Genomic DNA, 19,992 nt, shown 5'->3' with positions numbered 1-19,992 from the left:
AACATAATGAAACATTTACTCACCCTACTACTTTTAGGACTTTTAACGCAAGCGTTTGCACAAAAGCCATATCAGCTTAACGGCAGCGAGCTACTGATTAGCAAATCCATCACTTTTAAGAATGCAACATCGGCAGAACTAACGAAGGAGAGCGAAGAAGCATTACAAATTGTGAAGCAGTATTTAGACGAAAAACCTTACATCACTTTGTTAAGAATAGAAGCGCATTTGAGCAACACTACAAACAGTGCACAAAAGTTAACAGAAAGCCGTTCTTTAGCAGTTTACCAAAAACTAGTGGCTATGGGTGTAGATTGTAAGCGATTAATAGCTGTTGCTTTTGGTGGCACTAAACCTATTGCAGATAATTCTACGGCAGAAGGTAAGTTAAAAAACGATAGAATTACCTTCGTTAATGTGGCTTTAAAAAATATAGTGATTGGAGGTTTACCTATTGATGGTGGTGGCGTGGCTACCTCGAAAACCTGTCAGTAAATCTCAGTTCGATTATATTTAACGTTAGCCCGGGATAAGCATTGTCTTAAACTTTATTCAATTGATAATAGAACGTCTTTTTTTAGCTCACCGCCGCGGGGCTCTTACTTTTTGACCGCAAAAAGTAACAAAAACTCTCGGTTGCTTATTTTTCTTTCAAAGAAAGTGGGTTGGCTTATTGCTGCAACCCGAAAAATAAGAGACCGAAAATTAGCTAAACGGAGATTTGAGGGGCTATCGCCAGCAAAGAACTTAATTTCCATATATGAAACTCACATTATTTAACTGATTTATTTCTTATAGCATTTTTTTCGGTCAACTGACCCTAAGATAAATTTGCTTCGCAGCTATTGCATGGTCACGGTGACAAGATATTGGCGGCTCTTCTCCCGAAATTAATTCGGGGACTAGTTTTAACGCTCTGTTTTAACAATCTCACTGAGGTCAGTAAAAGAGAAAGCGCTTGATGTTTCCACCAAACGCTCCTTACTCAAACCAAAATATGTTATTGTTTTACTATTTTTCTTGTTTCTACTTTACCCTGACCAATAAGTTGGAGTGTGTAGATGCCTTTAGGTAAATCGGACATATCTATTTCACTTGATGAGCCGCTACCAAGGTTTATTTTCCTTACCTCTTTCCCTATTATATTTATCAGCTTTGCTGTACTAGCATTTTGACCAACCGTAGCTAAATTATTAATATACAGCTTAGCAGTTACCGGATTTGGATATACAACAACCTGCTGATCTAAACCTTTCAAATATTTCACTTGTTCATCAAAAACAGTGCTTTGTCCATCAAAATCTACCTGTGCCAGCTTATAATAGGCTTTATTTTGGAAATCCCTATCTAAATAACGGTAGTTACTCGGTGTTTCTTTAGTTCCGCTACCCAGTATCTGGGCTATTTTCGTAAATGTTACGCCATCAGTACTACGATAAATCTCGAACAACTTATTGTCTTTTTCTGATGAAGTAGTCCATTTTAATTCGGCACCGCTGGCCACAAATTTGGCATCAAAAGAAGTTAAAGTAACCGGCAAAACAGTAGAACGAGAATACACCAATTTTTTAGTTCCATCAAAAGACACTGCCCATACCCAATCTGCATTTGTCGGATAGTTTATAATAGAACTGGTATTGGCAGCGTTACGCACACCTGCAATGTTAGCTTCTAAAAGTTTATTATCAGTAGTATAGGTTTCAAATGCTACTACGTTTTTCCATTGTGTATGGTTAATGGTAAGCAATGTGCCGCTTAGCGAAGTGCCTACGTTATACGTGCCTGTAGCTACTAATTGATTTTTAAAGGCATTTAAGCTATTTGCACTTAAATAATGTAAAACTGGGCTTATAGGTGCCGGGTAGTTATTTGCTTTAATGCTTAGCACCGCTGCATCTATAGCGGCTTGTGTAATTCTGTAATTTTTGCTACCATAGTCATCAAATGTTGTATCTATGGCTTTCAGCATCCCTACTTTAATAAAATAATCAGTTAGGTCTTCTTTGGTAGCATTACAAACATCTTTAACGAAATTCAACATCAGTGTTTCATGAGAAGCTGATGCATCATTCCTATTTCTCTGCGCCTGCATTACATCGCCCAAGAAGTAGGCATAATCTGCCACTCCTGCAGCAGGCGCTGGTGCTGCGCCCGACATGCGTTGCTCTAAAGTGGGTGCTCCTTTTAGTGCTCCAGCAAACTGATAATATAACTGTAGCTGCCAAAATGGAACTGCCCTGCCAAAATAGTTGTTATTCATGTGGTTGGCTCCTCCAACAATTGTTCTATCTAAAAAGCCTTTAAACCTACCTCCTACAAGCCTGGTAGACGCATCTCCAACATCTTCGCTTGAACCTGGAGCCGCCGGATTTGCATTTTCTATTTCTAATCTTCCATTAACCCCTTTAGTTACCCCTAAGGTAAATTCAGTATAAGTAGAAAATATATTGTTACTCACCTCTGTCATTCCCGCCCATCTCATACTAGGCCTTAGCTGGTTAACGTGCCCAATTTCGTGAGCCACACCCCACATATCGCCAGTGAGAATACCATTTACAGAAACATACTTAGGCTCTCCCCACGAATAATCAAAGTGCATTCCCAATTCTGCAGCGTATAGCCCACCGGTATTATGCCCATAAGCAAACAAATTATTTTTAGGTAAAATATTATGTTTTGAATAGCCCATCATATTAAACTGGATTTTGGCTATACTATCGTACACATTTATTAAAGGCTTAACATCTAAAGGATTATACTTTCTTAGCAAGTTCCTATCTAACAATAAATTTATGTATTTACCTTTGATGTCAATTTGGGCATAGGTAGCTTCATTAATCATTGCCACCCAGTCTGCACTGTTGTGTTTACTACTATCAAAACAACCATTAATACTACCCGAAGCAATATGTACAGTTACTGGTTGTGCCGAGGCATCATCGGTATAGTAATCAATATAACCCAATCCCGCATTAGTGATGGTAACAACGTTTATACCCGGTTTTAAATTATAAAAAGACCTAGAATAGCTATTATGCACCGTCATATTTGATACTTGAAGTACAATAGGCTTGCCTGCCGCCTCTGTACCTACAAAAATTACAGCTGTTGTATTTGCTTCAAAATAAATACCAGTTGGGTTTTCAAACGAATTATAAGTACTTGTCTTTAAAACTGCTGCTAAGTTTCCCACTGGTTTATAGGGCTCATATTGTTGTACCCTAAATTTATAATTGTATGTATTGTTGAACATACAGTTGGCCATTGCTTTAAAAAAATCGGAGCTTATGGCATTAATTTGTGCCTGTGTTGTTCCAGGGTTTAAACCACTATATAAATTATCCGCAAAAACACCACCCGTTATCGAGTTATCAAGACTGTTGCCTTTTCTAAAGAACTCCATTTCTGAGCAGCTCGCAAAATTACCTGTTCCACTTTTTACGTTAATTCGAATTTGAATTACGTTGGTTAACGATGACGGAAAATTAATTACTGAAGCTGATGAACTGAACCAGGCATTATAACTTGCCACCACCGTTGTAAACGCACCTGCCGCATCTCCAGTTTTTCGGTATTGTACTTCTATTTCACCAAAGTTACCATTAATACCACCATCCCTACGTGGATGATACATCATATAATCCATGTTGGTTGCAGTATTAAAAGTATAGGTTAATACAGCCGGGTTTGTTGCTGATACCACGAATTGAGGAGTATGTTGACTATGGTATATAGTAGTGTAATTGTTGTCGTAAGTTCTATTTATATTTTGTCCTGATGCACTGGTATTTGCGGAAGCTGAATTTGGAGTGATTTTCACGTCTTTATACGCAGCCAAAGAGCTACCAGATAAAGTACATTCGGTATTAGTTAATGTACCAGTTTCTGAAGAGAAAAACTTCATTTCTGCGCAGCTAGAGAAATTACCAACAGCACTCTTAACTACAAACCTAATTACGGCTGGCTTTTGAATAGCAGTAGCGTAAGTAACTGTTTTAACATTACCATTATTTGCCCAATTTAATGTGTGTCCTAATATAAAATTGGTTGGGTTATCAACTGTAGCGTGATAAATTTCTACATTTAGCCATACGCCATTACCGCCACCTGTGCGGGGAGTATATTGGATTTCGTTAATGCTTTTAGCTCCGTAAAAATAAAAATCAACAGTATCTGGAATTGCGTTTAAGCCATACGCCGAATGATACATTGTAGCTGTATTTCCATCTAAAGCTTTATCAATTCCTTCTCCCGATTGAGATGGGCGTGATGACGCAGCACTATAAGGTGTAACTGGATTTTGAGCGTAGCTGGCAATTATAACAGATATTAGCGCACAGATAAGGATTAGCTTTTTCATTAGGTTAGTGTAAATTGGTTATCAGGTATATACCAAAAATAACACCTCAGATGAAAAAACAACTCGCAAACACTGCGCAAACGTTTTAACTACCCAACAAATAGCCTATTATTAATTGGCTATTTAAATAATATCCATCAATTTAATACAATGCGGCTTGGGCAAATTCCCCTCAATTCTAATATAAAGTCTAGAAATCAACCTATTAATCGTGTCCAAAAAAAGAGGGATGAATTGGCTTTTACTATCACCATTTCATCCCTCTGAAATATTTAAACCTAAATGAATTACGACGCCTCTGCTTTACCTGCCACTTCTACCTTTGGCGGCATTAATTTGTAAACCACCGGCGTAACAATTCTAGACAACAACGTAGAACTGATTAAACCACCTATCATTACCGTTGCCAAAGGTGATATCAGCGGATTGCTTGACAAAGCAATGGGCAACAAACCACCAATAGCTGTTAACGTAGTTAGGATAATTGGTAAGAAACGAACTTCGCCAGCTTCTTCAATTGCAGCATTCAGTTCCTTTCCTTCTGCTCGCAATTGGTTGGTAAAATCAACTAAAAGGATGGTATTTTTAACCTCGATACCTGCCAATGCCACAATACCAATGGTAGCTACAAAAGAAAGCGAATTGCCCGTAACTAATAGCGCAAGCACCGCACCCACAATACCCAACGGAATTACAGAAAGCACAATCAGCGTACTTTTGAAAGTTTTAAACTCTAACACCAGCACTGCAATAAACATGAAAACCGTCACCAAAATAATACTACCAAAACCACCAAAAGATTGGTTTCTACTTTCTACCTCACCACCCATTTCAAAGTGATAGCCGTTTGGCAGTTCCATCTTTTTCATTTGCGCTTCTACATCCTTAATTACCTTATCGTTTAAATAGCCTTTTTGCACAAAAGAATTGACAGAAATGGTACGCACTTTATTAAAATGGTTGATGCTTAATGCCGATGTTTCCAGCTTCAAACTCGCCACCTGCGCCAAAGGAATAGCTGTTCCCTGCACATTGTTCACGTACAGGTTATCAAAAACACTTAAATCTGGGTTCGATGAATGTTTGGTGGTCAGCAAAATACTATAATCGTCGCCACTAGATTTTGGGTTGAGATACTTACCCACTTCAAAACCAGCAACTGCCATCCTCACCGTACGGTCTATATTTACCATCGGCACACCTAAAGCCAGTGCTTTTTCTTTATTAATCACTACCCTTACATCCGATTTTAGATTTTTTATAGGGTTATTGGTATAGATTGTGCCTTCTGTTTTTAGCAACAGATTTTCTACCTTACCTGCTATCGCTTTCAGCGTATCCAAATTCTCACCAAACACCCTTACTTCTACTGGCGAGATAATTGGTTGTCCTTGTTCAAAATCTTTAACTTCAACCTTTGCGCCTAAATACGGCGACCACTTTGTCCTCAATTTTTCTATCAGTTCTACCTTTTTATCGGCTCTTACATCTGGATGCAGCAGCACAAAGATTTCGGCAAAATCGCTGCGTTCGTTGGTTTGCAATAAGTTATAATAGATACGCGGATTTCCCTTACCTACGTTAGATGCAAAGTATTTTACTTCTGGAATTTCCTTAATTTCCTTCTCTATCTGCTTAGTAATGGCATCGGTATATTTTAGGTTAGATTGCAATGGCGTAGACACCGTAATGATAAACTGCGGTTTCTCAGAAGAAGGGAACAAACTAAAACCAATCACCGGAATTAGCGCCAACGAACCAGCAAAAACCGCCACGCCAATCAGTATAGTGAGGTATGGTCTATGCAAAGCCTTATCTAATAATTTGGCGTAAGAACCGTGGATGATTTTTTGCAACGTCCGCAAGAAAAAGTTGCCATTTACATCGCTATGCGGCTTTAACAACTTACTAGAAAGGAAAGGCACCACCGTTAAAGCCACCAACATAGATGCAATTACCGAACAAATTACCGCCACAGGTAAACTTCTAATAAACTCTCCCGATGCCTCTGGCATAAACATTAACGGCATAAAAGCAATCACCAGCGTTGCAGTACAGCCCATTACCGCCAAACCAATCTGCTTGGTAGCCATTAAGGTTGCCGTTAGTCGGTTGTGGCCATCACGCATCCAGCGCTCTATGTTTTCTACCACTACAATGCTGTCATCAACCAATAAACCTAAGGATACCACCAAACCAACAATACTTAGCTGGTTCAAGCTAAAACCCAACAAATTAATGAGGATAATGCCAATAGCCAACGACAACGGAATAGATACCATTACCACCAACGAAGCCCGAGTTCCCAACGGCAACAGCGTAATCAGTACCAAACAAATTGCTATCCCAAAATCGATACCCAAACCACCCAAACGACTGTTCACATTATCGGCTTGGTCAAACATCACCTGCTGGTCTATATTGCTTGGCAAGGTCTTTTTGAAGCCATCCAACACTGGCAAGTAAGCTTCTTGCGTTTGGGTAATATTACCTCCAGATTTTTGCGCAGCCACCACAAACACCGCCCTAAAACCATTCAATCTAGTAATATGCTTATCCTGCGAATAATCGAAATAAACTTTTGCTACATCTGCAAGCGTGGTGTTTTTACCCGCAGCACTGGCTACAATGGTCTGTTTTATTTCGTCTAAACTTTGGTAGTTGCCACTGGTTTTAATATTGAAAGATTTCGTACCGGCATCAATGCTCCCGCCCGGAATATTGGCCACTTCACTCTGTATCGCATTGGCAACTTGTGTCACTGGAATACGCAACTGCGCCAGCTTTTCCAAATCCAAGTCTACCTTTACCAATTGGTCGGGCAAACCCATAATTTCTACATTTTTTAACGATGGAATTTTCTCCAACTGGTCTTGCAATTCTTCGGCAGCGGCTTTTAATTTATCTCTCGATGCATTTTCAGAAACAAGCGCCACTTGCAGAATATTCACATCCGAAGGTGATATTTTCTGCACCTCCATGGCATAAATTTCTTGCGGTAAATTTGGTCGCTCGCTGTTAATTTCCCGCACCAATTCTTGGTATTTATCATCAACATTTACGCCGTATTTGTATTCTACCACAGCAACCATCAAACCGTCTCTAATGCTGGTTTTAATGGTTTTAATGTTGTCCAAACCATAAATCCGCTTCTCCAACGGCTTCACCACCAGCTCCTCCATATCCTTCGGACTAGCACCAGGATAAACCACAATCACCGGGAAATTCGGCGGGTTCATCTCGGGGTCTTCTGCCCTCGGCATATTCAAAACAGTAGTGATACCCAAAGCCATCACCATCAGCACCATAATTAAGGTAAACTGATAATTTTTTACTGCGTAGTCTGATATTTTCATCTATTGTTTACGTTTTTAATGGTTGATGAGCTTCCTGTCTGGATTAGCTTATCTCAATTGATTTTATATTTTTTTGAAAAGCAGGTTTATTTCTTCGTCGGTTTGTTCAGTCCTGCTGTTCGCTTTCATTCCCGATAAAATCGGGATATTTCCGCTACCATCAGGTTTAATTAACCAAATGCTGTTTAAAGTACTCCCTTCGTTTCCTGCTCAAACATCCAATCTCTTTATTAAATGTTGGCGGGGACGCCAACACTAGATTTTGTTTAGTGCTGTAACCCCACTGCTCACGTTGGCGTCCCCGCCAACGTGTTAATTCTTTAGTAGTAACCATCCTACCCCTCCGAATTATCGGAGCAGGCTCTCCAAAGGGGGACACATGGTGCCTAAACATTTCGCATATCTAAAGTAGTCCCAAAGCACATCCATTCCCATCTACTTTTCTTTCCCTTTTAGGGGAGAGATGCCGAAGGCAGAGAGGGGCTGCGCTTTCTATTTCACCACCCTAATCTTCGAACCATCCGTTAAATACGCACTGCCCGAAACAATCACCGAACTAGCATTTTCCAATCCTCCAGTAACGGCAATCTTATCTTTCTGAACCGAACCTAACTGCACTTTAACTTTCTTCGCTGTTTGGTTATCATTCGTTACAAAAACGTAACCTTCATTTTCTCCACCATCCAATAAAGCATCATACGGAATGCTGTACGAACTTTGTTTTTTAGAAGGAAAAATGCTTGCCTTGCCAAACAAACCAGCAGCTAAACCTTTCACATTATGATTGCTAAGTGCCAACTCTACGCCAAAAGTTCCACTTTGAGGGTCTACACTTTCTGCTTTACGGCTCACTTTAGCTTCCAAAACTTGGTTAGGTAATGCTTCCGAAGTGATACTCGCTCTATCCCCAACTTTTAAAGAAGACCACTGCTTATCGCTCAAACCTACCTTTACAATCCAGTTGCCTTCGCTTGCACCGTTAATTTGCAACACAGGTGTCCCCGGACCAACAATTTGTCCATCGTTAGCTAGTTTTTTAAGCACAAAACCATTTCTAGTTGCTCTAATTGCCGTATAGCCTTCGTTAAATTTTGCGGATTGTAATTGTTGCTTAGCTACATCTAAAGCTGTTTTTGCATTTTGCAGTTGCTCTAAAGTAGCCACGCTGTCCTTAAAAAGCTTGTTGGCACGTTCATAATCGCGTTGCGCTTTCTGCAAAGACAGCTGCACTTGTTCTACCTGCGAACCAATTTCAGTTGGATTTACCGATGCCAACAACTGTCCTTTCGTAATTTTATCACCCTCTTTTACATAAATCCGATTAATTACTCCGCCGTTTTTGAAAGAAAGCAAGGTTTCATCATTAGTGGTAAAATATCCAGAAGTGATAATCTCAGCATCGGTATCTTCTTGTAAAAGTGAAACCACTCTTACTGGAATAGTATCTTGTTGAATGATAGCTTTTTCCCTCTTATCCCCACCTTTACAGGCAAAAAACAGAGATAAAACCGAGCCAAATGCAATATGTAAGATTTTCGTTTTCATTTCTAGGTTAACTGTTTAATCGGTTAATTGGTTAATTGTTGTTTGTCAGGCTGAGCTTGTCGAAGCCAAACGCTCTTCGCTCTCCGCTCTCTACTTAATTAATATTGTAAGATGCCGTTTCACGTTCCATATTGGCCATTGCCGTTAACACCTTGTAAAAGTTGATATTCACTAAAATTTTGGATGATGTATATTGATTTCGAGCGTCGATAGTTTCTACAAAAGAATTGGCACCTGCCAAATACCCTCTTTCAATCAAACGTAAATAAGTAGATGCTGCCTCGAAACTCTTTTGCGAAGACTGGTAAGTTTGAAATGCCGAACGTAAATTATTTTGAGAAACCTTAGCCGATAGTGTTAATTGCTGCGCCACTAAATTTGAATTGAACTGTGCATTTTTCAACTCCAAACCGCTTTCTTTTTGTTTATTGCTATTTCTATTTCCCGAAAAAATAGGAACTTCTAGCTGCAAGCCCAACATGTAATATCTTGTGTTCGAGTTAAAATGAAAACCTTCAGATTGTGTACCCACATCTAAAAACGCCCCTAATTTGGGTACCGCAAACTGACTATTCATTTTTTGTACGGTTTTATTAATACCTTCTACTTCATTCAAGGCTTTCAGTTCTTCCCTTTCGTTAGCAATATTTAAACCCGCAAGCAAGCCTTCCACTTTTGCCAAATCAGTTTTATCATTTGCTTCTACCACAATTGCTGCGTTTGCATCTCTGTTCAGCAGAAAATTGAAATACAGACGAGCATTGTTAACTTTTTGCTCGGCATCTATTAAAGTTGCTTTCACACTTTCAACTTCACTTTGTGAGCGCAAAACATAGGCAGGCAAACCTTTACCGTTCTCCAGTAATTTTTCGTTAACTCGAAGTCCTTCTTTTGCCAAAGCCAGCCCAGACTGGTAAACATCAACCGCAGCCAGTGCACTCAAATAATTATAGTAAGCCGTCTTGATATCCTTTACTAAATCACGTTTGTAAATCTGCACTTCAAACTCTTTCAAAACCAATTGCTGCGTCACAATGCGTTTGTTGTAAATAATATCAGTATTGATGATTGGCACCGTTGTGCGCACTTTAGCATCATGAAAATTCTTCGGCAAGAAATTGATGGTTTGGTTCTCCAACATCGGGAAGTTGTTAGTGCCCGTGATTTGGTTAAGCGTGTTGTAAACGGGGTTCATTAAATCGCCCAATGGCAAAGGAATATTACGACCACCATCTGCGGTTTGATAGGCCGCCTGTAAAGCAACTGTAGGCAAAAACAAACCTTTTGCAGTTTTTAACGCATATTGCGCCTTTTCTAAGGACACATTTTTTTGCTGTAAAACGATGTTGTTCTTAAATGCGGTATCGATATAAGATTGCAAAACCTGCTGTGCGCTTACAGATGAGCCTAGCAATACAAGCACAACCAAAACAGACAGAAACCTCTTATTAATTAACGGTGTTAACATATCATTTCATTTTTTCTAGCATCAGCACTAGTGTTTCAAAAGCTTCGTCTAAAATATTTCTATCTTCTGGAACGTGAAGATGCGCACTTGCCACGTGGTCTAAATGCCCTTGCAGTTTTAAACTGCACAAGCCGTGAACCAAAGCCCAAACATTTAATGCTACGTTATTATCATTCATGCCTTTAAAATAACCTTCCGCTTTGCAGTCTGACACAGTTTTTTGCAATGCCCCAAAAGCAAACTCGCCCTCTTCCCATTCACAGAAATCTTTATCAGCTATAAATTCCATCGGCTCTTTCATAATAAACATAAGCTGATAGAAATCAGTATTTTGAATAGCGAAGCTGATATAAATTTTACCCATTGCTTTTAACCGCTCGAACCCACTTTCTACATGTTGCAATACCGCAAATTGCTGACCTAAGATTTTGAAACCTTCCTTGTGCAAAGTGTAGGCAATATCATTCTTATCCTTATAATAAAGATAAATAGTGGTTGGACTAAGCTTTATTTCGGCAGCAATTTTCCTAATAGACGTAGCTTCATAGCCCTCCTTTAAGAAGAGATTTTTAGCTGCTTCCAAAATTTTCAACCTCACATCTTCTATCTCTTGTTTATCTTTTTCTTTTCTTCCCATATCATTTTAACAAGACAAATATAATTAACACCGTTAATTTAAAAAATATTTTTTCAAATAATAAAAAAAGGGAGCTCAAAACTGAGCTCCCTTTCATTAGTGAATTAAGTAAATTTAAAGTTTTACAATCTTTTTAGATACGTTTCCGCTGTCTTTAATTACCTGAAGAATATAAGAACCTGTTGCAACTCCAGCCACATCTAGCTCAATTGGTTGCGAGCTATCTGCAGTTTTAGTTTTAAGGGTCTTACCAGTTAAATCTACAAGTGAAACCTTAACATTTTCCTTATTCGCAGAACCTACAGAAACAAAAAGCTTAGTAGTTACCGGGTTTGGATAAGCAACCACAGAAAGGCTGTTATCTAATCCTTTTACAAATTTTGTAAGCGATGTATGCGGGTTTCTTTTACCGCTAGCACTTACATCTACCAAACGATAGTAAGCAGATTGCTTGAAAGTAGCATCTAAGAATTCGTAGTTAGAAATGGTAATAGAATTTCCTTTACCATCTTTAGTATCGATTACAAAGAAATTCTTTCCATCTAAACTTTTTTCTACTTCAAATTTTGCATTGTTCTCTTCATTTGCTGTGCTCCATTTTACCAAAGCGCCGCCGTTAGTAGCTTGTGCAGAGAATGAAATTAGCGAAATTGGAAGAACCGCTAAAGGTGTTTTTGCAAAAGTGAAAGCTCCAAAATCTGAAGTACTTGCTGAGGTCATTACACCAACAGCACCATTTACGTTGTCGTCAGTATTACCAGCACTTACCCAATTGGCTCCGTCATATCTTGCTACCACTGCATCAGCAGGAGCAAAACTAGTGAAACCAGAGTTTGTAAAATCGAAAGTAGTTAAGCCAACCTTAGTTTGTATATCACCACCTACCTTGTTTACCGTCCAGAATTCTTTATTAGAAACCAATCCGATATTGGCAGAATTAAAGTTAGCAGCATTTGGATGAACTGAACCAGTGTAAGTGATTTCAAAATCAGAAGCGGTAGCTCCAGCAGGGTCAGTTAAAGCCACAGCTGTAGAAGTAGTCGCATTACCTATCAAAATAGTTTCTGATGCTCCAGCACTTACGCTTCTAAGCGTAACCGTACCATTAACGTAGTTACTTGGTTTGCTAGTGTTAAAACTAATTGCTTTCGAAGCATCAAGCGTAAACCCTAGTGGTGCATTAATTTTGCCTTCTGTTAATGTAAAATCGCCATTAGCTTTTGCTTTATCAGTGAAGGTTACTTGCTTACCAAGGGCATTAACAATTAAGTTTCCAAAAATTATCTCTGCTGTTGTATTGTTGTCGATATCAAAAGTGAAAGCTTTGCTAATTGTGCGGTCTCCAAGATTATGATAAACAGCATCGTCATTTTTCAAGACCAAAGTGAAGTTCTCAGGAACGACTGTTAATGCGTTAGCAAAAACAGCAGTTGCTCCAATAAAAGCCTTCTGTGGTTGGATGTTTACATACCCTGTTAAAGGATCATCCATACCATCAGCTATGCTTCCCTTTACACTTAATAGGTTATCGAAATCAGTCTCAGTACCTGTATTGATTGTCCCAAAAACATTGTAAGAAGCGTCTATATCGCCATTAAACGGAAAAATATTTGTTGCATTATTTTTTGAAGGATCAGGATCTGTATCTTTTTGAATAATGTCGTATAACCTATCCATGGTTGCACCAAGTGTTTTAGTTCCAAACGGCGTAGCATCTAGAGCTATGTAAGTTCCTAGGGTTGCAGCGAATGTATTCTTGTCGGTATCTGAGCCACCAATTTTTGCATTGATTAACGGCTTAAGCGAGGCATCACCGTTATGGTTCAGAAATGTTATACCAACACCGCCAGTACCATTTAATTCATTAGATATAATTGTTAAATTTTCAGATGTTGCTGCGTTTTGCGAACCGCCTGTTCCTTCTTTACTAGAAAAAACAATTGAATTGAAAGCACCAGCACCTGAAATTGGTGTCAACGTGTTACCTTTTATTGTAACGTTGTTAGATCTTTGAACGAATACACCAATTTTTGAAAATTGCGTAATTATATTATCTGACACTTCGATATTTGCATTTGATGTCCTACTACCTTTTACCTCCAACATACGCATAATACCATCTGCTACAGTAACATTAGGTACACCATACCCAATTTTATTTGCACTAATTTTATGACTACCAGCTTCGGCACCAACCACTGAAACTAAGCCAATTGGCACTTCGTTATGCGAAAATTCAAAGTTGTTGCCTACACCACCACCAAGCTCACCACCTTGAAGTGCATAAGCCGCTGTAATAGTATTTTTATCAGCATCGCTACCACCAATTTTGCCATAAGTATTAAAGGCATAGATACCTCTACCAAAAAGCTCAGGACTTCCTAAATCGTCGTACGTAATTACGTTACGCATCACATTTATTAAGTTATTTGGCACACCACCAGATACTCCAGCAGAGCCTCTTCCTAGTTTGATGCCATGACTAGCCCAAATCATACCAGTATTACCAGGGTTCACCCCTTTAAATATATTGTCGGCAATGGTGAGGTTATTAAAGTTGTCGGTAGTAGTAGTACTAACACCAATCATCGCATTACCAGTTTGAGCTATTTGAAACTCAAAATTACTTATGGTTACATTTGGAGCATTTACTTCAAATAATGCTTTATTTGTAACGTTACCAGTTCCTGTAATAATCGGTTTAGCACTCAAGGTATTAAAGTTACCTTGTAACGTAATGCTCTTGTTGACATTTACTGCTGTAGTTAAGTTTAACGTACCATTACTTACATCTACCACATCCCCATTTTGTGTTGCGGCATCATCAATAGCTGCTTGAATAGTAGCAAATGATGTGCCTTGCGTTAAGTTCTTAACGTTAAAAAACAAGGTAACCTTCCCAAAAACCGAATTATCATCTTTATCGATAATTTTAGTTGAATAGATTGTAGCCAATTCAGCAGATGTGTACTGTCCTCCTGTTTTACCGTCTAATTGGGTTGTAGCCAAATCTATGTTCGAAAAGTTTGGCGTTCCAGTAGCAGTGTATTTAACATAGTTATTAACCACGTCATGAATGTTACCACCAAGGTATTTAACATTATTGGTAAGATTTACACCGTCAACAGCGTTGTACAAAATTCCATTATTAACAAAACCGATAGTATTATTTTTAACCAATATAACACCTGGCGTAGTAATTTCATTTTGGAACCAAAGTCCTGTACCGTCAAAACCTGCATTTTCAGCCGTACGAGCAGCGCTTTTACCATCAATTATATTGTCCGAAATCTCCCCACCACCAGCAAAAGCAGCTTGTAGCGTTTCTACTCTAATACCCGTAAAGTTTGCAGCAGAACCATTGGCTATTGATGCAGAACTGATGTTGTTACCATTAATTTTCCAAGGAGATGCAGTACCATAAAATAAGTTATAGTAAACACCTCTAGATGCAATGATTTCATTATCAGATACAGATGCTTCAAATGCAGGTGTAGGGTTAGCTACGAAAAAGTTATTCATCTGAACGGCAGTTCTTACATCTTCTACCTTATTCCCTGTAATCTGGGCATAATAGTTATCCACCATTAAGATACCCGTAAAGGCTGCAGAAGCAGAAGTTTGGATATTGCCAACATAATTGTTTTTCACAACTATTTCAGAATACGCCGAAGCACTAGAAGTTGGAGGCGATGAATAAATACCGTAAGCGTAAGGAAATGGTGTAGGCTGAGTTGAATATAAATTCTTAACTACGTTATTTTGGATTGTGATTTTGCCAGCGTCTTTGATACGCACACCAAATGGTGCATCAATATCTTCGCCACCACCAACCGTACCCGATGTCAAAGCAGTATTATTTCCGTTTACTTCAAATCCGTCAAAAATACTACCATCAGAACCCGCTGTAAATTGAACCAAACTAGCAGATGTGCCACTTAGGTCTACTACGTTAGGAACTATTTTCGCTTCAGCTTGTCTAGTACCCGTTCCAACAACACCTACATTTGGACCCTTAATAGTCAATCTTTTGTTTACCACAATTTTCTCTGCGTATGTACCCGCATCAACAGAAATTTCGTCGCCCGCAGTAGCAGCATCAACAGCAGATTGTATGGTGGCATAGCCAACTCCCGTAGTAACATTTCTAATTGGCAAATTCAGGAACACCTCACCAAGTGCAACAGCATCATCCTTGTCATTAATTTTACCTTTAATAGTATTAAAAGAAGCCTGTGTTCTGTCTGTTCTAGTGTCAATTGAACCATAAACATTCATTTCCGCAATTACATTTGCAGAAAAAGGAAGTATATTAGTTACAGCTGCAGAATTATAGTAAGGCGAGCCCCATATGTCATCTCCAGTCGTATTAGCTGCAGCTCTGTTATCTAAATGGATATACTCATCCAAAGCAGCATCAAATATGTTTGCGTCTACACCAACACCGCCAATAACAGCTCCTGTTAAAGGAGTTAAAGAAGCATCAGCGTAAGAATTGGCAAATTTAACCCCAACGTTACCGGCTAGGGTCACGCCAACATCTTTAAGCGGCGCATTAAACGTATTCTGCTTTACAATCAGATTTGAAAATGACTTAGCACCAGGTGTTCCTGAATTAGTTGTTTTCGTATCAAAATACAATCCAACAGTATTTGAGCTATTTTTAAGTGGATTCAAAGTGTTGTTAATTACACTCACATTGCTAGAATAAAATACTGCAATGCCCAGCATTTTGAAATCGTTGAGCGTATTTCCAGAAACTTCCACAGTTGCAGCTGGAACAGTAGTAGAAATCACCTCAATCAAAGCGGGCTGACGATCTGCACCAGTGGCTCCATTAGCATCTGCCGTACCACCAGAAGTGATAATATTATTGGTAATTTTATTACCTGCGCTTACATAACCGTTCATTGCAAGCTTACCCTGCATGGTGTTATTATTTACGATTAAAGCTCCTCCACTTGGATCACCAGCTTGTATAGAAGCGTAATGCCCTTTCAAATCATTGGCTTCTATATTACCATTGATATTGAAAACCCTAATAGCCCTACCAAAAGAATTATTACTTACAGTATGCCCAACTGTATTTCTTAATATAGAAACATTATCGCTTCCGTTTGTGTTTAAAACACCCAAGAAAATTGCGGCGCTATTGAACACATAAGCTGTATTTGTGCCTTCAATTAAATTATCTGTAATTGCCAAGTTATTGAACGAGCCAGTAGGACCCGACTTGATACCATACCCTGCTGTAGTAGTTGTCGTAGCAGCACTAAAACTACTTTCTTCAAAACGAAGATGTAAGTTCGAAATAGTAACGTTTGGCGATTCTACATAAATTAATGCCTTATTTACAATATCCCCACCGGTAATTAAAGGTTTGTTACTCAACGTGCCTCCGTTACCAAGCAGTGTGATACTTTTATTAATAGTAACGCCCGAAGTGAGCGTATAATTACCCGGTCCTATATCTACTACCGCACCCGCATTCGAATAATTAATAGCGTCCTGTATAAAAACATAACTCGAATAGCTAGGCGAATTAGAACTTACAAAAGGATTTCCGTAGGTATTTGCATTTGGAGTTGCAGCATTTAAAGTTCCAACTACAGTAACACCAGCCGTATTAGCACCAGATACTGCGTTAGGATAATCAGCAGCAACATTATTGTCGGTAAAATTATAAGGATATACTGTTACAACATTATGATCATTTACCGTAAAATCGCCGTTGGTACGCTGAGCAAGTATTGCGTTATTAGTTTGATCAAAGTGGTTACCAATGAAAACAACTTTATCAGCCGAGGTACTCGCATTTAATTCAATTCCACCAGCCAAGTTTCCTATGAAATCATTGTAAGCTATTCTAGCCGACACATTTTCAGTCATTGAGGCATTATCACTTGGACCAAGAAAAATAGCCGCATAACTACGGTTGCGATAAAATCTATTTCTCTCTAGCACCAAACCAGCAACAGGACTTCCTGAAGGATCTATAACCAATCCTGTACGATTATTTTCAAATTCGTTATCTACAATAACGTGGTTACTCCCTTGTAAATAAATACCAGTACGGTTACCTACAAATCTTACATTTTTAACTGTGATATTATTACTTCCTGAATAAGTACTCACAGAAATACTTGGGCCACCACCTTCCGAACTAGGAGCAGTACGGGTAACGGTGACATTGCTTAAAGAACTTCCGTTCTGCAATGCAATACTATTCGAAGTTACTTCAAGAGTGGTTTGTGCAGCTCCTGCACCAACTACGCGTACACCCTGAGGAACAGCCACCCCTACTGTAACAAACGTACCAGCACCCAACTTAATGTAAGGCACCGTTTCAGAGCCAACCGCAACAATTGCCGAAGCCAAAGTAGCTTTTGCACTAGCCAAACTCTTGCCGTCGTTGCCATCATTACCCGTAACCGAAACGTAGATTTGACCTCTCGCCGCAGATACTACAAAAAGCAATACCATCAATACCCCCCATCGTCTTCTGAAACTAAATGTTTGCAATGCAAACAACAATCCAACAAATAGCATAGGTAGTGCTTTGAGTAGAGTTTTTCTCATGATTTGAATTTGGTTAAAAAGAACTAATACTCTTAAAAAGAGTAAGATAAATATATAAACTATTTGCAATAAAAAAATATTTTTTACGTTATATCTTGTTATCCCAACAGAAAATATATTCGAATATCTCGATAAAAAAAAGAGGCAAAATACCTAAATCTATAAGTGAACGCATAAAGTCGATGAAACAGCCTAAAAAATCTAGGAAATAAAATTCTTCATTTTCACCTAAAGCAAGTTAGCATTAAGTCAAACGTTTGACATACCCATTTCTCGGTATTTATACTCAAACTACTATCATTAAGTCTTCTAAGCAACAACGTTTGCTGTAGGCTATCAAAATTTAAAGCCTTATATTTGCCCAATAACTTACTTATTATGCTAAAAGGATTTTTTAATATTCCCGCTCCGGTTAATGAGCCAATTTTAGGTTATGCACCCGGCAGCAAAGAAAGAGAACTACTAAAGGCGGCTTTGGCCGAAGGAAGATCAAAAGTGATTGATATTCCAATGTATATTGGAGATAAAGAAGTTTTCACCGAAGAAAAAGGTAAAATAACTCCTCCTCACGACCACCAGCACCTATTAGCTACTTATAGCAAGGGAACCAAAGAACATATCCAGCAAGCAATTGATGCCGCTTTGACCGCAAAAGCAGATTGGGAAAATTTAGCTTGGGAACACAGAGCAGCTATTTTTTTAAAAGCGGCAGATTTAATTGCAGGTCCTTACAGATACAAAATTAATGCGGCAACAATGCTTGGCCAAAGTAAAAATGCCTATCAGGCAGAAATTGACGCAGCATGTGAGTTTATAGATTTCTTACGCTTTAACGTAAGTTACATGACTGAAATCTACAAGCAACAACCTCCTGTTTCGCCTCGCGGTAGCTGGAATAGAGTTGAGCAACGCCCACTAGAAGGGTTTGTGTTTGCCCTAACACCTTTTAACTTTACAGCAATTGCTGGAAACTTACCTTCTTGCGTAGCACTGATGGGCAATGTAGTGGTTTGGAAGCCCGCAGATACTCAAATTTATGCAGCTAATTTAATTATGCAAATCTTTAAAGAAGCTGGATTACCTGATGGTGTAATTAATTTGGTTTATGCTCACGGCCCAGATGTTGGCGATGTGGTATTTTCTCACCCAGATTTTGCAGGTATTCATTTTACTGGCTCTACTGGAGTTTTTCAGGATATTTGGAAAACTATTGGAAGCAACATCCATAAATACAAAACTTATCCACGCATTGTTGGCGAAACTGGTGGAAAAGATTTTATTCTAATTCACGGTTCTGCAGATGCAGAGGTTTCTAGCACAGCTATCTTAAGGGGCGCTTTCGAATATCAAGGACAAAAATGCTCGGCAGCATCGAGAGTTTACATTGCTAGAAGCAAATGGCCTGCTATTAAAGAGTTATTATTGAGAGATTTAGCCACTTTAAAAATGGGTCCTACTGAGGATTTCGGTAATTTCATCAACGCTGTTATTGACGAAAAATCTTTTGACAAGTTAGCCAAGTATATCGACCAAGCTAAGAAAGACAAAGGCGTAGAAATTATTGCTGGCGGAAACTATGACAAGAGCAAAGGCTATTTTATTGAGCCTACTGTTTTAGTAGTAGATGATCCAAAATACACTACCATGTCTGAAGAGCTTTTTGGGCCAGTTTTAAGTGTATATGTTTATGATGATAAAGATTTCGATAAAACATTAGACATTATCGACAACACCTCTATTTATGCCTTAACTGGAGCAGTAATTTCACAAGATCGTTATGCTATTGAGAAGGCTACAAGCCGTTTGCGCAATGCAGCGGGTAATTTTTACATTAACGATAAATGTACTGGCGCAGTAGTTGGCCAACAACCATTTGGTGGCGCAAGAGGTAGCGGCACTAACGATAAAGCTGGTTCGATGATCAATTTACTGCGTTGGGTTTCTCCTCGTACCATTAAAGAAACTTTTGATCCACCAAAAGATTACAGTTATCCATTTTTAGCGAAAGATTAAAATTTTGCACAAAATGAGAAAAGGTGTCTTCTAT

At 38.8% G+C, this 19,992-nt stretch carries 8 protein-coding genes; 2 read left to right on the top strand and 6 right to left on the bottom strand.

Translation table 11 applies throughout. The features are described 5' to 3' along the window. Positions 1 to 6: 6 nt before the first annotated feature. The gene (locus REI64_RS12455) at positions 7 to 495 is read left to right on the top strand and encodes an OmpA family protein (protein ID WP_308850457.1); all 489 of its coding nucleotides are present in this window, start codon (positions 7 to 9) and stop codon (positions 493 to 495) included. 505 nt (positions 496 to 1,000) lie between these two features. On the opposite strand, the gene REI64_RS12450 is transcribed toward REI64_RS12455, so the two are convergent. The 6 genes from REI64_RS12450 to REI64_RS12425 all read right to left on the bottom strand — a co-directional run bounded on the left by REI64_RS12450 (position 1,001) and on the right by REI64_RS12425 (position 17,945). Next, a complete protein-coding gene (locus tag REI64_RS12450; protein ID WP_308850456.1) occupies positions 1,001 to 4,360 on the bottom strand; it encodes a M60 family metallopeptidase in 3,360 nt (1,119 codons plus the stop codon). 287 nt (positions 4,361 to 4,647) lie between these two features. Beyond that, positions 4,648 to 7,716 (bottom strand): efflux RND transporter permease subunit, encoded by a 3,069-nt coding sequence (locus REI64_RS12445; RefSeq protein ID WP_308850455.1) that lies wholly within the window; start codon positions 7,714 to 7,716, stop codon positions 4,648 to 4,650. Between the two features lie 492 nt (positions 7,717 to 8,208). Then, positions 8,209 to 9,261, bottom strand: a complete 1,053-nt coding sequence (locus REI64_RS12440; protein ID WP_308850454.1) for an efflux RND transporter periplasmic adaptor subunit — start codon at positions 9,259 to 9,261, stop codon at positions 8,209 to 8,211. 94 nt (positions 9,262 to 9,355) lie between these two features. Next, positions 9,356 to 10,729, bottom strand: a complete 1,374-nt coding sequence (locus REI64_RS12435) for a TolC family protein (RefSeq protein WP_308850453.1) — start codon at positions 10,727 to 10,729, stop codon at positions 9,356 to 9,358. 1 nt (position 10,730) lies between these two features. Then, positions 10,731 to 11,366, bottom strand: a complete 636-nt coding sequence (locus REI64_RS12430) for a TetR/AcrR family transcriptional regulator (protein ID WP_308850452.1) — start codon at positions 11,364 to 11,366, stop codon at positions 10,731 to 10,733. Between the two features lie 114 nt (positions 11,367 to 11,480). Then, on the bottom strand, positions 11,481 to 17,945 hold the full coding sequence (locus REI64_RS12425; RefSeq protein ID WP_308850451.1) for a T9SS type A sorting domain-containing protein: 6,465 nt from the start codon (positions 17,943 to 17,945) through the stop codon (positions 11,481 to 11,483). 378 nt (positions 17,946 to 18,323) lie between these two features. Here REI64_RS12425 and pruA point away from each other — a divergent pair, with 378 nt between their 5' ends. Next, positions 18,324 to 19,958 (top strand): L-glutamate gamma-semialdehyde dehydrogenase, encoded by a 1,635-nt coding sequence (gene pruA, locus REI64_RS12420; RefSeq protein WP_308850450.1) that lies wholly within the window; start codon positions 18,324 to 18,326, stop codon positions 19,956 to 19,958. Positions 19,959 to 19,992 lie beyond the last annotated feature (34 nt).

The organism is Pedobacter sp., from assembly GCF_031119335.1.
Taxonomy (GTDB): domain Bacteria; phylum Bacteroidota; class Bacteroidia; order Sphingobacteriales; family Sphingobacteriaceae; genus Pedobacter.
The sequence above is the reverse complement of the archived record's forward strand: the minus strand, read 5'-3'. Positions and strand labels throughout refer to the sequence as shown.